This is a genomic window from Paenibacillus baekrokdamisoli (assembly GCF_003945345.1).
In the GTDB taxonomy this organism is placed as follows: Bacteria; Bacillota; Bacilli; order Paenibacillales; family Paenibacillaceae; genus Paenibacillus_Z; species Paenibacillus_Z baekrokdamisoli.
This window is the reverse complement of sequence record NZ_AP019308.1, coordinates 2,174,472-2,190,602: the sequence shown is the minus strand read 5'-3', so window position 1 is coordinate 2,190,602 and position 16,131 is coordinate 2,174,472. Positions and strand designations below refer to the sequence as shown.

The following is a 16,131-nucleotide window of genomic DNA, read 5'->3' as shown; positions in this document are numbered from 1 at the left end:
ATGACAAGAATTATCGCTGCATTATTTATCGTTACGCTCTTGCTCGGTATAACCGCTCCTGTTAGTGCCTCAGCAAGCGATACCTACACCTATTCTTATTGGGGTGATCCCGTGCCTTCGCCTGCTCCTTATATCGTGGATCAAGTATATTACGGTAAGGAATGGAATATTGGCGCGCTCCATTTGCCACAGGATTTGTTCGTAGGTCCCGATGATAAGGTGTATATAGCAGATACGGGAAATAACCGAATTATTATATTAAGCAAGCAATTACAAGTAATTAATGTCATTAATAAATTCACAAACGACGGGAAGCAAGATGAGCTTAGCCAGCCTGAGGGTGTGTTTGCTGATGAGGTCGGTCATATCTATGTAGCCGATACACAGAAACGCCGTTTAGTTGAGTTTGATGACAAAGGTCAATTCGTCCGAACGATAGGCGAGCCCCAATCAACGCTTTTGCGCAAAGGGTTTCAGTATATCCCGACTAAAGTGGTCGTGGATAAAGCCAAGCGGATTTATGTCATTAGCCGCGGATCGTATGAAGGGGTTATGGAGTTTGACACGGATGGTCTCTTTAGCGGATTCATCGGAACAAACCGAGTCAAGTTTAATCCGATCGATCTGTTCTGGAAACGCATGTCAACCAAGGTTCAGCGTGAACAGATGCAGCAATTCATTCCATTAGAATTCAATAATCTGGCTTTGGATAAAGATGGCTTCATTTATACGTCCACATCGGAGGAGAATTCGGATCGGCCGTTGAAGCGGCTTAACCCATCTGGAGTAGATATCTTGCGTAGTAAAGGATATTTCCCTCCCAAAGGAGATATCCATACACTTGAAACTAGCAGCTCACCGGGAAGTTCCATTTTTATCGATGTCACTTCCGACAAAGGCGGCATGTTCAGTGCGCTGGATGCCAAGAGAGGGCGTATTTTCACTTACGACAAGGACGGTAACCTGCTCTATGAATTCGGGGGGCTAGGCAGCCAGCAGGGGAATTTCCGAACACCTTCGGCGATTGGCATGCTGGATGATCGAGCTCTTGTCCTCGATAAAGATAATAATCGATTAACCATCTTTGAACCGACTAGCTATGGAAGTCTAATTCGACAAGCTGTTATATCGCTGTATACCGGTAAGACAGATCAATCAACAACCGCTTGGGAAAAGGTTCTGAAGCTGAATGGAAACTTCGAGGTCGCTTACATCGGTATAGGGAAATCCTTGCTGAAGAAGGGCGAGAACCGTGAAGCGATGAGCTATTTCAAGAGCGGGAACAATCGTGAATATTACTCGGAAGCGTTCAAACGTTATCGGAAAATGGTCGTGATGGATCATTTCGGCTCTATTATTCTGGCTGTTGCACTGCTCTTGGGAGTAATAATAACAGTCATGAAGCTGAGCGGGAGAACCGAGAAGGGGCAGTATTACCGGGAATTCGGAATCGCGAAGAACCCCTTTTATACGATGATCCATCCCTTCAACGGGTTCTGGGAAATGAAGTTCGAACAAAAGGGAAGATTAAAAGTCGCCTTGAGCATTGTGGTTGTATTCATTATTACAGCCATCGTTAAGAGGCAATACAGCGGATTTGTAATCAATATGAATAACCCTACTGAGCTGAATAGTTTGAATGAGTTGAATTATATCGTGCTGCCATTCTTGTTATGGTGTGTTGCGAACTGGTCTTTGACGACTTTAATGGACGGTGAGGGGAAATTCAAGGAGATTGTAATGGCAACTGCTTATGCTTTAATGCCATTAATTATTATTTATATTCCACAAACGCTGTATAGCAATATCATTACAGCTAATGAGAGCTCCTTCTATTATTTGCTCGACGGCCTCGCTATTCTATGGTTTGTCTGGTTATTGTTTATTGGAACGATGACCGTTCATCAATATTCAGCGAGCAAAACGGTCATTACCATGCTGCTAACGCTGCTTGTGAGCGGAATTATTATTTTCTTGGGAGTCTTACTGTTTAGTATGCTTCAGCAGATGAGCAGCTTTATAGCTGCTGTGTACAAAGAAATTTCTTTCCGAATGTAGTCTGCAAGAAAGGAGTGATCACCTTGACGGGAAAGAAAATAGTTGTTGGACTTTTATCCTTGGTTATTGTGGTAAGCGGATTTTTCGGTGTAAATGAAATTGGATATAGCAACAAGGAAACAGCCCGAGAGCAAGGGAAGTTGAGCAGCGGGCAAGTGCAGCAACAAAGTGAAGCTAAGGCGGCTAATGCATCACCTATCAGTGTTCAGCAGATGACTTTAGCGAAGCAGGAAGACTCGGAAGTTTCATCCAACACGCCTGAAGAGATACAAGCTTTTGCTGGCATGGAACTGGTGGCGAAGAATGATTCACTCCAGCTGTATGTAAACCGTCAGACAGCTGAAATTGCTGTAAAAGAGATTCGAAACGGATACATCTGGTTCTCGAATCCGCCCGGGCGAAATGAGGACACCAAAGCTTCACCTCTCTACAAATCAGAGTTATCTGCTCAAGTTCTAGTTACCTATTATAACGAGAAGGGGCAGATCAACGCCTTTAACAGCTACGATGACAGCGTGGCTAAGAAACAATTTGAAATCACGGCTCAAGCTAACGGGGTAAAGATCGTTTACCAAATCGGTAATCATGTGCAGAGCTTTGCCAACATTCCTAAAGCCATTAGCAAGAAAAGATTTGAAACGAAAATTATCGATCAGATTGCGGATAAAGACAAGAGTGAAGATATCGCTTATAAATTCCGCTTTGATGAACAGAAACAAATCTATGAGGTCCGTAAGCTTCAGGATTATGTGGCAGAGGAGCTGTCCGCAACTCTAGAGGCGGCGGGATATACCGCAGAGGATGCCGCACTTGATAACAAAGAGAACGGGGCTGCAGAAGGCGCGACAGGATCAAACGCAGAATTTACGATTCCCGTAAATTATTCGCTTGATGGTGAGTATCTAGTCGTTTCTGTGCCTAATAAAGAAGTGAAATTCAACCCCGCTTACCCGATTGCTACCCTTCAGATATTGAAGTATTTTGGCGCTGCGGGTACGAAGCAAGCTGGCTATATGTTTGTACCCGATGGAGCTGGAGCCTTAATCCATCTGAACAATGGCAAACAGAATGCCGAGCCTTATCAGGTTCCCGTATACGGGCGTGACGGGACATATGATGTAAAGGAGCAGATTCAATCCAATGCGATCACCCGGCTGCCAGTATTCGGACTCAAGCAGAATGATCACGCGTTTCTTGGGATGATTGAGGATGGAGACGCTATGGCAAGTATCTCGGCCGATGTGAGTGGTCGTAATGATTCCTATAATTCGATCAGCAGTAAATTCCAGGTTGTAGCTATGGATTTCTATACCTTATCCTCAGGAACGAAGACCAGCTCCGTACCGATGTTTCAGAGTCAAACGTACGCGGGAAATCTACAGCTTCGATATGCTTTTCTATCGGGTGGCTCGTCCGATTATGTAGGAATGGCACAGAAATATAGAACCTATTTAGTGAACAAATATCAGCTGAAGCCGCTAACTGCTTCTGATGATTCACCTTTCATGCTCGAGCTGGAAGGAGCATTTCGTAAAAGCAAATCATTCTTAGGCATTCCCTATGAATCGACAGAATCGTTAACGAGCTTCAGTGAAGCACAATCGCTGCTGCAAAAGCTTAAAAAGGCTAATATTCATTCTATCGATCTGCGTTATGTAGGTTGGTTTAATGATGGGATTCGCCATTCATCGCCAGCTGATATTCAGATAGCGGGTGCGCTTGGCGGCAAGAGTGGGTTTGAGAAATTGGCAGACTATGCTCGGCAGAATAAAATTGGTTTCTATCCGGATGTCGCCTTTCTTGAGAAATATAAAGGTGCAGCAGGCTCAGCAACGTTCCTTGATCGCAGTAAAGCGAAGGTTTATAACTATAATCCAGTCATGTATGTCAAGGACCTGGATAAGTTCTCACACTATATCCTGTCTCCATCCAAGCTATCGGCACAGGTACAGGGCTTTCTCGCGGATTATGGAAACCTTGGCGGGCAGGGCTTGTCGATGAGAGATCTTGGTAACGAAGTGAACTCGGACTTTGATCCTGATCACACGATCGTTCGTCAGGATGCAATGAAGATAATCACAACGGAGTTTGAGAAGCTCAAGAAACAGGCAGGTTCACTGATGGTAAATGGAGGTAACGTCTACAGCTTGCCGTATGCTGCTAGTATCATTAATGCACCGACTAAGAGCAGCCAGCTGAATATTACAGACGAAGACATTCCGTTCTATCAAATTGTACTTCATGGATACTTTGATTTGGCGGGTGCCCCCTTCAATATGGATGAGAATCAAAATCCTCAATTATCCATGCTGAAGGCGCTTGAAACAGGGTCAAATATTTACTACCAATGGTATTACAGCGATGCCATAAAGGTAAAGGATACAGCCTTCAACAACTTATATGCCTTAAGCTATGAGAATTGGTTTGATCAAGCCGTTCAGTTATATAGCGAAGCTAACAAGGTGTTAAAGACGGTTCGCAATCATATGATTGTCTCGCATCGTAAAGAAGCTCCAGGTGTCGTACAGACAACCTTTGATAATGGCATTACTTTAACTATTAATTACAACAATTCGGCGGTAGTTGTGAACGGCTTGGAGATTGGAGCCCAGAGCTACCAGGTAGGCGGTGAGTAAATTGTTCAAGAAGCCATTGACCTTGGCGCAGAAGAAGGCATGGTACGGGGTTTTGTTCGCTTCCCCACTGATGCTAGGATTGCTGATGCTGTTCGTGCTGCCTCTCATCCAATCGCTGCGCTTTAGTTTAAGCTCGATTCATCTTGTTCAAGGTGGATTTGCAGTCGACTATGAAGGGTTCTCGAATTTTAGTCAATTATTCACGACTAATCCGGATTACCCGCGCAGATTAACCGAGTCAATTACGAATATGATCGTCAATGTACCCATCATTATTATTTTCAGCTTATTTGCGGCTGTTCTGCTCAATCAGAAGTTCAAAGGACGTGCAATGGCTAGAGCCATCTTCTTCCTGCCTGTAATTCTAGCTTCTGCCGCAATTGCTAATCTGGATATTAGCAGCTTTGTCGGCGGTTCGACCCCAGCGGGAGGAGGGGAAGGCGGTGGCGGCTTAATGGAGAGCTTCGAGCTCAAAAAAATGATGTTGGAATCCGGATTAGCTCCCGTCTTTGTTACCTATATTACAGGCGCGGTAGACCGCATCTATGACATCATTAGCTCTTCTGGTGTACAAATTCTGATCTTCCTAGCTGGCTTACAGTCTATCTCGCCTTCGTTGTATGAGTCTTCAAGAATTGAAGGGGCAACGGGATATGAGATTTTTTGGAAAGTAACCTTTCCGATGATGACGCCATTGATTCTGACCAACACGATCTATTCGATTATTGATTCATTCAATCACAATACAATCAACGCCTTGATCTCGGAAACCGCATTCAAATCTTTCGAGTTCGGGCAAAGTGCAGCTATGTCATGGGTGTACTTCATCGTTGTCGCATTCATTTTGGTCGTATCCACAAGCCTGATTTCGAGGAAGGTCTTTTACTATGACTAAAGAATCTCGCTAGGAGGGAAAGGCAATGAAGAACCCGAGTTCATATGCGGAGCAATTCAACCATAAATTTAACCCGCTTGAAAAGGTGAAGATATGGGCATGGATCGCTTTACGTTCTATTCTGATTATCGGCTTTTGTTTTGTTATTTTGTTCCCTTTGTTTCTTCGATTATCGGTGGCCTTCCGCAGTAAAACGGATATCTATGATCCGACTGTGCTATGGATTCCAAGGCATTTCACGCTTGATAATATCAAGATCGCTATGGAAGCTACGCATTATCTGTCGACTCTACTTAATACCTTTCTAATATCTGCAGGAACGACACTCATCCAGTTGGCTTCCTGTGCGCTGGCTGCTTATGCTTTTGCGCGATTGAAATTCAAAGGGAGTGGACTGCTCTTCGGGCTGGTAATCTTCACGATAGTTGTCCCAGTACAAACGATTATGATTCCGCTGTATTTAACCTATCGCTATTTTGATTTATTCGGTTTAGTGGGTTTAGTAAGCAGCAAAGACAGCTTGAATCTAATTGATACCTTCTGGCCGTTTCTTATTTCGTCCGCAACCGGAATGGGTCTCAAAAACGGACTATATATTTATATTTTCCGGCAGTTTTTCAGAGGTATCCCGAAGGAAATAGAAGAAGCGGGCGTTGTGGATGGAGCGGGCGTATTCAAAACCTTTTACAGTATTATGCTCCCTAATGCTGTTCCTGCTATCGTTACCGTTGTTCTATTCTCATTCGTGTGGCAGTGGAATGACAGCTACTATGTCTCGTTATTCTTTAGCAAGGTTAAAGTGTTATCGACCCAATTGATGGATATGGGATCTGTTCTGGGGAAAGAACCGGATTTGGTCTACCAGTCGATGCTGCTTAACACAGGTGTTCTCTTACTGATGGGCCCCCTGATTATTATGTATTTGTTCGTTCAGCGTTATTTTGTAGAGAGTGTAGAACGAACAGGTCTAGTGGGATAGCATTCATTCATCTATCAGGAGGAAATCAGCATGACAAAGGAATGGACACTTCGTGGATTTCATATGAGGTTTGGCTCACATGAGGATGTCGAGAATCTAAAAATAGTGATTACGGATGCCTTAGTACCTATGGGTGTTAATGTGCTCATATTGGAATGCAACACGAGTTATCAATTCACCTCACATCCCGAGGTGTCGGGCGGGACACTAAACTGGCTTGATGCTCGGGAATTATCAGCTTTGTGCAAGCGCAATGGAATTCGGTTAATTCCTTTGTTTGAATGTTTGGGACATCAAGGGTGGGGAGGAGGTAGAAATTCACTTCTGCGTGCACATCCCGAATTTGATGAAACACCACATGTGTCACTAGACGCCAAATGGCCGGACTTCTATTGTCCGAGCTGGTGTCCTTCGCATCCTGAGGTTAATCCGCTAATATTTGATCTAATGGATGAGCTGCTTGATGCTTTCGAAGCGGATGCGCTTCATGTTGGAATGGATGAGGTGTTCGCGATTGCGGACGAAGGATGTCCGCGATGCAGTGGTCAGCAAAAATCCGATCTGTTCGCCAAAGCAGCCAATGCGTATTATGACCACCTCGTGCGCAAACGAAATGTACAAATGTTAATGTGGGCAGACCGATTGATTGATGCAAAGGGAATGGGTTATACCGAATGGGATGGCGATATTCATGGGATATGGCCAGCTGTAGATCTTATTCCAAAGGATATTGTGCTCTGTGATTGGCATTATGACAAGCTGGATGCTTACCCGTCTGTCGGACATCTGTTAGATAAAGGCTTCACGGTTTGGCCTTCCTGTTGGAAGACGCCAGATGCAGCGCTCGATTTCTTCGAGCAGTCGGTGAAGCAGGCGGAGGATCGTAAAGCAGAGGAACGAATGCCTGGCATGCTTGTGACTGGCTGGAATGCAACCGGAGCGAGTCTGGTGACCGCTTTGTTTGGCGAAGGTGATCTAGGTGAAGATACAGGAGATATTAAAGGAATTGCGGAAACGTTAAAGGTAATCATGCAGCGTCTAAAATAATTGAAGCTCCCTCTCCAAGTTACCGTAACTTTTCCTCTTAGCTAACGTCTAGGGGGATGAGAGACATTGGAGGGGGAGTTTGTCTATTATGAACAAGAAGAGAATCTATGTCATTATCAGTTTGGTATTTCTACTTACCTTGATCATCTTATATATACGAGGGTGTAATCCAACGAAGGAATTTGATGCCGCAATTGAGAGTATCGAAGGAAACCGTTTCATTGTTAATTGTTCGCACGAAGTTGTAAAAGGGATGAAGGGTCCTATTAATGATATCGGATACGGCTGTAATGTGCAGCTAACGGATACAACGAAGCTGCAAGATGCAGCTGGTAAGACGCTGCAGATTCAAGATTATAAGCATGGCGACACGGTTCATATCATCCTTAAGAAGCGGCAATATATCAACCAGAAACATCTTAGCTTCGAAGCTAGCAAGATTATCCTCCTGCATAAAGAGTGACTCTTATCGAGAGAAGCGTATAATAAGAGGATCATTATAACAATCAGGAGGACTCATATGTCATCATCAAGTAGCAATGACCACATCGGATATTTAAGTCCAGGAATTAAAGTATTTCAAGCAAAACCGGAAGATACGGAGGCTGTTCTACAGCTCCTTGTTCGTACAGCTGAATGGCTGAAGAGCATGGGTTCAACCCAGTGGAGCGGCCTGCTGCAGGGTCAAGATTCACATAACACGCCAGAGGCAATCAAACGAGGCGAAGTCTACATTTTCAAGAAGAAAAGTGTTCTGGTTGGCATGGTCATGCTGATGCAGAAAGCAAGTGCCTGGGACATCGAGCTATGGGGCGATGAAGGGCACGAGTCCTCGGTTTACTTGCACCGTCTCGCGATTAATCGGGATGAAGCGGGAAAAGATTTGGGCAGACAAATCGTAAACTGGGCGGGCTCAGGGATTCATTTTGCAGGGAAAGATCGAGTTCGATTGGATTGTCTTGCGTATCATGAGAAATTAAATGCTTTCTATACTAGCTGTGGATATGAATGGAAAGGGATTGCCTCGAACCCATTAGGTGATTTTAGTAAATATGAGAAAAGTGTTACACGCTAACAGGGTGTTATCGTGATGGGGCAAACATGGGGACAAGGCATTTAAATTTCAATCGTACAAAACTACAAATCTGGTATACAATATAAATAATTATAGTCATATCAGGGGAGATGTTTAAATGTTGAACGAGAATGTCCTATGGGAGGGCAAGCCTTTCAATTATGGTATTCCTAGCTTTACGAAATATCAAATTACAGAACGCCGTATCATCATTGAGAAAGGGATCTTCACTAAGAAACGCGAAGAAATTCAGCTATATCGCATTCGTGATATCTCGCTTAAACGCAACTTGTTTGAAAGAATGTGGAAGATCGGTGATATCACAGTGATCTCCACAGATACAACCTCACCTAACTATCTATTAAGAAATATCAAGGAAAGTATTAAGGTGGCAGATATACTCGGTCTAGCTTCAGAGAACGCACGAATCAAGAACCGAGCACAAGAGCTCACAGAAGTGCAAGCGTAAGACTCGCAATCCTAATTTATTCGAATGAGGACAATGAAGAAAACCCTTGAGATACAAAGCGGAGCTTGGCCCGAATAAGGGTCATAGTTCCGTGTTGAACTCAAGGGTTCTTAACTTATTCCCATTGTTATGCGGATAATTTGTAGTGCTTAACGGATAGTTGAAGCTCGGCAGATAAGGTGGTTAACTGGCTAATCGCAGCTGTTATCTCCTGAATGGCTGCACTTTGCTCCTGCGCAGCAGCAGCAACCTCTTCTGTACCGGCTGCTTGTTCTTGGGTAACACCAGAGATCTGCTGCATGGATCCAGAGATCGTGCCAAATGAACCTTCCACCTTGCGTAATGTCTCAATCAAATGATCTGTACGAGTTGAGAAATGTGAAACACCGACATAGATGCCTTTGAAATTCTCATAAGTACCACTAATCCAACTATGTCCTTGCTTAACAGCTTCATTGCCTTCGGTAATACGATCAATGACGAGCTGACTATTCTCTTGTGTGCTGGACACAAGGCTAGCAACCGATTGAGCTGCTTCCGCTGACTGCAAGGCTAGTTTCTTCACCTCACCAGCGACAATTGCAAATCCACGTCCCATCTCACCAACTCGAGCCGCCTCAATAGATGCGTTCAAAGCCAATAAATTCGTTTGTTCCGAAATTCCTGAGATGATCTCTATGATCTCCCCGATTTCCTTGGACCGATCACCTAGAGCTGTGGCAGCTTCTTGCGAGTGAGCCATAACTTCTTGAATGACCTTCATTTGATGAAGCGTTTGTTCTACCAGATGCTGTCCATCCTCTGATTGTGTCCTCACTTGCAGGGCAATACCCTGCATCTCATTCACTTCTTGAGACACATCGGTTAGCTCATGATCAATTTCATTTATCGTCACATTGCTGTGGCTTAAGCTTCCGACGATATCATTAATACCATCACTCATGCGATTCGAGGATTCAGCTACCTGTTGAGCGCTTTGGCTCGATTCCCCGGCAGATTGGTACAAGTGATTACTTGTGTCAGCGATATAGGTCGAGGAAGAACGTACTTGACGAATTACACTTTGCAGGCTCAGACTCATTTCGGCGAAGGAAGAAGATAACTTGCCAATCTCATCTTTGCTGGAAGAGGTAAGCTTTTCTTGCAGGTCTCCAGCCGCGATTTTGTTCGTGGCCACCATGAGCTTATGGAGTGGCTTGGTCACAAGTCTGCTGATCAGAATAGCGATAATCGTACCGACTACCAGCATGATTATACTGATGATTAAAGTTGTCCAATAAATCGTTGAAGAGGTCTTGGTTACCACGGATGCATCTAAGTCGATACCAAGAATGCCATAGTCTTTACCGTCAGCATTCCGAATAGGTTGAAAGATGGATTTATGAATACCGTACTCATCCTTATAAATACTGCTGATTACCTGCTTACCTGAAGCAATAGCTTCCTTCATCTCTGAAGTGAAAGGATAGTCAGTTCCGAAGTCATCGGGTACATCAGATAAGATGAGAATACGTTCCTTGTTATTGCTCTGAGATAAAATGAATACATTTTCTAGATTATGCTCTTTCTTTAATGCTTCGAGCTGAACTTTGATGAGTTTGTAATTGGGATCTTTCATACTGGTCAGTTCTTGGTTAGATCCAGGAATCGCATCGACCGCTTCAGATGTAAGTTGAATATCAGTTGAAAGGCGCATATCGAATTGTTCAAGCAATTTCCCAATTAGCTGTTGATTGACAAAGTAACCAGAGCCTGCAAAGGCCAAACAGGTTAATAGTTGAAGAACAAGGATGCTAGCTGTTATTTTGACAGAGAGATGCTCCCGAAACCAATTCACAAACGAAGACATTAGACCGTTCCTCCCAATTTTGCCAAATCATTTTGTTCATAAGCTTGTGTAATTTGTTCCTTCAAATAGCTGACGATTTCTTGGATGTGTTCTTTCTGGGTGTGGGGTGAAATGACGAATAGCTTGGAGGCATATAAGGCGATCTTCTGACCGTCTCTAGTTGGAACATAGAGGTGTTTCTTCGTATCTCCGAAAAATATACGATCACGCTGCTTACCGAGAAGCTCGAAGAGGATTTCGTTCAATCGATTGGTATGATTAACTTCATAGGTCGTACAATTACCGTTTAACTCGTTAGCGTAATTCATTCCTCCCTCATCATAAATTCGGAAGAGTGTGATTATACCTGGATTGTCAGGATTTACTATGATGGCCTCTGGCAATTCAAGAGCCAGCACTCGACGAAACTCTTCGTTTATTTCTACGAATTGAGCGAGCAAACGTTGATATCCTTCCACGCCAAAGGCGAGCAGGGCACTATAGATACTAATTGAACTTGCCATCCGAGTACATTCCAGTGTGTAGCCCGTGTGATACTGGCCGTAACCTCTATGTCCGACATAAGGCGTTTCGTCAGGATCAAGGTCCAACAGCTTAAGATCTGCAGCATTCTTTACGAGAAATAAAGATGTTGAGTAGGGGGTTTGTCCCAGCTTTTGAAAATCAAAGCACAAAGAGTCTGCTAGGTGCAGATGCTTCATTTTACTCTGAATGGCTTGAAGCGCTTGAAGCGTTCTTTGCTCAAATTGTAAGGGGTTATTCGCAAAGTCATAAGCATTAAAAAAGGCGAAGAAGCCACCTAACGCAGAATCCGCATGAATATGTGGACGGGAGAGACCGGCATTGCGATTGACTTTCTCCGCCTCTTCATAAACATCTCGCACATTATCAATGCCCATTGCATCCGTGGTGCCTGTTGTCGCGACGATATAGATAGGGATGCCGCCTCTGAGAATGACATTCTCCATCTTCTGACGAAGGTCTGCCACATCCATCGAACTATCCTGCAGCGTCTTAACCTTAATTAGATTATTGCTGCCAAGACCGGTGGCTTCCATAGATTTGTACAAGCTGTAATGAGCCGCTTCTGAACAGAATGCATACAAATTATGCGGAACTCCAGCGCGAGATGCCATACCTGCATGCTTGACGATAGCCAATCGTAAGCCCGTGAATATTGCGCCTTGACCGCCCCAGGTGGTATAACCGCCGCTGCGCGTATGATCATAGTCGACCAATCGGGACATCATCCCAATGACCTTAACTTCTGCCTCTGCACCTGCTGGACCATAGACATCCCATAAATTATTTCCATTCACCATAAAAGCCGTTAGCATGCCTAGAATCCCTGGGATACTTGCCATGGGCAAAATATTGGTTAGAAAATATTTGGTATGATAGGGGTGACCATGCAGCAGTTTAAGAAGCTCTTCATTTACTTGTTCTTGAGGGGAACCGATTTGCGGGATCTCGCTTGTTCGAATTAATTCACCATAGAAATTACCGCTTCTGTCTTTCTCGCCTTTCAAATATACGGAATCCGCATCTTTTAATTGATCGACTCCACTCACAATTTGAGAGATTAACTCCAAAAACCGATTCCTGTCCTGTTTATTACCATCGTCGCTGGGAAAAAATCCTCTCACATCCGTGTTGCTCAGTCTCTCCATCTCCATTACTAACCTTCTTTCTCTCTCTATTTATATCTTTAACGGAGCCCGCAAGCAGGTAAGAAAGGCTCCTAATTAAATTTGTGAAGGCACAAAAAAGGCGCTATACAGGCTTTAAAAGCCATAGTATACCGCTTGCTTGTTAAATAACCTGCAACTGGCTGACATTTCCTTATGGAAGTAGTCCCTATAGCTTTGCGTCACTGCTTTTCAGCAGCTTTGCTGATATTCAGTTTATGGTTCAATGCATAATAAATAGTAATTTTACAGATTTAGTAAGGTATGTAGTAAGGTATATATTACTATTTTAAAAAAGATAATTCAATATAGAACTTTATAAAAAAACATAAATTAACAAAATGTAGGATGTAAGACCTAATACTTTTGTCTCGCGCTATGCTATATTGGGATAATAATATATATATATGAAATCGAGGATATATTGAGAATTTTAAAACTTTTTTTCGCAAATTTGTTTTTCGGCGTTCGTCTCTTTACTAGTCTGGAACGGAAGGATAGATTCTCATGGGAAGTCGATTTTGGCTGATTTAATGCATAGCGGCAACATTTCACTTCAGGATCATGGGATCGATAGTATGGAGACGACGGCCATTACTTTTATCATCTTGGAGGTGAATTCCGGTTTTAAGTACAAGGATACCTGTATCTCGGAGGTTATTGTGAGTTAAAAGCTAAACATGCATTTGTTAAAGGAGGGGGCTTCCCCCTCAAGTAGAAGCGCTTCTTCCGTCGCGGCCCTCGGTGAAGGGGAGAGGCGTTTTTTTGTTGTTTTTTGAGACCTCGCTAGGCTTTTCAATTCTAAAGGCGCATATGCTTCCGATGTGGGGTATCGCGTAAGTGATCATATGCTTCCGAAGTGAGTTTTACTCGCAAGAAGTAACCTTGATCGTGTCGTAAAACTCAGCATATGCTTCCGAAGTGAGTTTTACTCGCAAGAAGTAACCTTGATCGTGTCGTAAAACTCTTTAGGAGGTTTTATAAAATGGAACTCACTAAGGAAGTTAGGATTGCTATTGTGTTGTATGGCGGTGTTTCGCTTGCGGTGTATATGAATGGGGTTTCTCAGGAGCTGATGACGCTCACTCGGTCGAGAAGGGGGGCGGATGTGGACGCGGAAGGGAATGTGTATTCTCGTCTGCTTGAGAAAATGAACGCTGAGGTTATCATTGATATTATTGCTGGTAACTCTGCCGGAGGGATTAATGGCGTACTGCTTGCCAAAGCGCTGGCGACTGGAACGGATCTTGGTGCGATTAAGAAACTTTGGAGAGATACGGCTGATCTTAAGAACTTGCTAGACCATAAAGGTCAACCAACAGAAACGTTATTGAACGGTGATTTCATGCTTCGTGAGCTGCAGCATTGCTTTAATGAACTGTCTGAGCAGATTAAGGCGAATCCTAAGCTGGCCGATGATCGTAAGAGCCAGATTAACATCCTTGATTTATTCGTATCTGCAAGTGATATCAGGGGGCGCCGTTGGCGAATTGTAGACAGCAAAGGACAAGAGATCGAAGGACTGAAGCATGGTGTTATGTTTCATAAGAAATATAGAACGGCCTACGGAATGAATCGCAGCAGTGGCTATGAGCACAATGATTTTGCAGGGGCGGATAATGACGAATTGCTTGCTCGTATGTCCAGAGCTACCTCGGCCATGCCGGCTGCTTTTCCAGAACAAAAATTCACTATGCATGAGGTCTATGGAGGACCGAATAAGTATGACAAGCGACATACTGTTTATTTGCATGATGGCTTGTTGACAGATAACAAACCTTTTGGACCTGTGCTCGATACCATCTTCCATCGTTCGGCTGATCGCAAGGTGGATCGTTGGTTATTATTTCTGGACCCGACACCACATGACACGCATTTGCAGCAATCGGATCAAGTGTATAAATCCAAACCTACAGTTATTGAAGCAGCCAAAAGCTATTTCAGCACCCCGAGCTATCAATCGATATATGAACAGATCCACTTGATCGAAGAACAGCGTGAACGGTTCAAAACGATGACAATCGTGCTGGATGCTATTGATAAATCAGTCATGAATGAGGAAGCGACTAAGCTGCCTTCTTTTGTTCCCTACTGCTGCTTGAGAGCGGCGGAATGGGAGCAGTCTTTGATACACTCGCTTCAAGATCAGTTTGCGGTCAGTACCGAATATCGCATGAAGGATCCTCAGCAGTTATCAGCTATTCATCACGTTTGCTCTTATATTCGTTCTCTAAAGGAAAGTGATGAGCTTCTCAAAAGAGTGGCGGATATGACATTGCCAGATATCGCATTTTATTGCCGCTTCTTTAATTTCCATATTCAGAAGATCAATCGTAAGCTTGCAGAGCTGTCGCCAAAGGAGACTATTCAGACGGCTAGACTTCTACATCAAAAAGAATACCTTTGGGCAGCCATAGAGAGCCTTCGCCAGCAGCAATGGGAATGGTGGAATGACAAGGATGAATGGGATCGATTGAAGCGACAGCCATTCGTTAATGCCATTAAAAACCTTCATAAAGAAGAGCTATCGCAGTCGTCTATATTAGATATTATCCGTTACATGAACAGCACCTTAAAGCAAAGATTAGAGAAGCTTCAAGGCAAAGAAAACCTTGCCGCTGCGCTTTCGTTGAAAGGATGGGGAGATTTCCATAATCAGCTCATTGTTGCGATGCGACAATTCATTGGCATTGATATATTTCTATATCCACTTACCCTTGGTCATGGAGGGGATACGAGCAAATTAGAGCTGCTGCGTATTAGCTCTTCCGATGCCAAAAGCCTTGGTTTAACTGGAGCTGCGAAGCTTGTGGGAAGTGATTTGGCAGCTTTTGCAGGATTCCTTAATAAGACTTGGCGGGCAAATGATTTGATGTGGGGACGACTCGATACGGCAGATATACTTATCACTTACATGGACAAATCTCATCGTCAGAGCACGGAGATGTCGAGGCGGGAATTAGAAGAATGGGAGCAGCTCGTTGAAGAGGTACGAGCAGATCGTTTCGAGTCGATAGCAAGGGAAGAGCTTCGTTATGTGGATGAGAAGCTGTATCAAGCTTTCATGTCCTTGCAACTAGTGGGTTCTTCTGCTGAGCGATTAGAGAAGATGAGAAGATTTTTTAACGAGACCTATAAGGTAGGCTTGGAGAGCTGGCGGGACCTTCCTTTTATGGTGCGGGTTAAACGTAGTATTGAAACCCTAACGAATGTTAACCTTGTACTTTACCGTCATTATAAAAGTCGAATTCCATTACGATTGCTGTTGGGCGGTTCAAGTGGGTTTTGGCTTGGTTTGCGTTGGATAACGAAATGGATTTCCAAAGAATAATAATTGGATAGTGTAAATATATTAGCAGATGAATCATTAGAAGAGGCACTAATAAGAGAAATAAAGGAAGAAACCGGTATACATCGGTGCCAACAAGAGTAATT

General features: G+C 43.7%; 13 protein-coding genes and 1 riboswitch. Of the genes, 11 read left to right on the top strand and 2 right to left on the bottom strand.

From position 1 onward, the window contains the following. The 8 genes from EKN16_RS09695 (at position 1) to EKN16_RS09660 (ending at position 9,159) form a co-directional block, all read left to right on the top strand. Positions 1 to 2,058, top strand: coding sequence for a YIP1 family protein (locus EKN16_RS09695; protein ID WP_125655859.1), 2,058 nt, complete (start codon positions 1 to 3; stop codon positions 2,056 to 2,058). A 23-nt stretch (positions 2,059 to 2,081) separates the two neighbouring features. Further along, complete coding sequence (locus tag EKN16_RS09690; protein ID WP_125655856.1) at positions 2,082 to 4,694, top strand: DUF5696 domain-containing protein; 2,613 nt, start codon at positions 2,082 to 2,084, stop codon at positions 4,692 to 4,694. Further along, positions 4,687 to 5,589 (top strand): carbohydrate ABC transporter permease, encoded by a 903-nt coding sequence (locus EKN16_RS09685; RefSeq protein WP_311546726.1) that lies wholly within the window; start codon positions 4,687 to 4,689, stop codon positions 5,587 to 5,589. The genes EKN16_RS09690 and EKN16_RS09685 overlap by 8 nt, the downstream gene beginning before the upstream one ends. A 25-nt stretch (positions 5,590 to 5,614) precedes the next feature. Beyond that, a complete protein-coding gene (locus tag EKN16_RS09680; protein WP_125655850.1) occupies positions 5,615 to 6,568 on the top strand; it encodes a carbohydrate ABC transporter permease in 954 nt (317 codons plus the stop codon). A 30-nt stretch (positions 6,569 to 6,598) separates the two neighbouring features. Then, positions 6,599 to 7,615, top strand: coding sequence for a family 20 glycosylhydrolase (locus EKN16_RS09675; RefSeq protein WP_125655847.1), 1,017 nt, complete (start codon positions 6,599 to 6,601; stop codon positions 7,613 to 7,615). Between the two features lie 88 nt (positions 7,616 to 7,703). Then, a complete protein-coding gene (locus tag EKN16_RS09670) occupies positions 7,704 to 8,078 on the top strand; it encodes a hypothetical protein (protein ID WP_125655845.1) in 375 nt (124 codons plus the stop codon). A 57-nt stretch (positions 8,079 to 8,135) separates the two neighbouring features. After that, positions 8,136 to 8,690, top strand: a complete 555-nt coding sequence (locus EKN16_RS09665; protein ID WP_125655842.1) for a GNAT family N-acetyltransferase — start codon at positions 8,136 to 8,138, stop codon at positions 8,688 to 8,690. 118 nt (positions 8,691 to 8,808) lie between these two features. Further along, a complete protein-coding gene (locus EKN16_RS09660) occupies positions 8,809 to 9,159 on the top strand; it encodes a PH domain-containing protein (protein WP_125655839.1) in 351 nt (116 codons plus the stop codon). Between the two features lie 127 nt (positions 9,160 to 9,286). Here the strand turns inward: EKN16_RS09660 and EKN16_RS09655 are convergent, their stop codons facing one another. Beyond that, positions 9,287 to 11,008 (bottom strand): methyl-accepting chemotaxis protein, encoded by a 1,722-nt coding sequence (locus tag EKN16_RS09655; protein WP_125655836.1) that lies wholly within the window; start codon positions 11,006 to 11,008, stop codon positions 9,287 to 9,289. Further along, the gene (locus EKN16_RS09650) at positions 11,008 to 12,678 is read right to left on the bottom strand and encodes a pyridoxal phosphate-dependent decarboxylase family protein (RefSeq protein WP_125666063.1); all 1,671 of its coding nucleotides are present in this window, start codon (positions 12,676 to 12,678) and stop codon (positions 11,008 to 11,010) included. Before EKN16_RS09650 ends, EKN16_RS09655 begins: the two co-directional genes overlap by 1 nt. 149 nt (positions 12,679 to 12,827) lie before the next feature. Next, positions 12,828 to 12,912, bottom strand: a riboswitch (cyclic di-GMP riboswitch). Between the two features lie 305 nt (positions 12,913 to 13,217). On the opposite strand from EKN16_RS09650, the gene EKN16_RS32185 reads away from it, so the two are divergent. The 3 genes from EKN16_RS32185 to EKN16_RS33710 all read left to right on the top strand — a co-directional run bounded on the left by EKN16_RS32185 (position 13,218) and on the right by EKN16_RS33710 (position 16,129). Further along, entirely contained in the window at positions 13,218 to 13,367 is a 150-nt protein-coding gene (locus EKN16_RS32185; RefSeq protein ID WP_164522751.1) for a hypothetical protein, read from the top strand. A 314-nt stretch (positions 13,368 to 13,681) separates the two neighbouring features. Continuing rightward, complete coding sequence (locus EKN16_RS09645) at positions 13,682 to 16,027, top strand: patatin-like protein (RefSeq protein ID WP_125655833.1); 2,346 nt, start codon at positions 13,682 to 13,684, stop codon at positions 16,025 to 16,027. Positions 16,028 to 16,030: 3 nt separating this feature from the next. Next, positions 16,031 to 16,129 carry an NUDIX hydrolase gene (locus EKN16_RS33710; protein WP_164522750.1) on the top strand — a complete coding sequence of 33 codons (99 nt, stop codon included), beginning with the start codon at positions 16,031 to 16,033 and terminating at the stop codon, positions 16,127 to 16,129. Positions 16,130 to 16,131 lie beyond the last annotated feature (2 nt).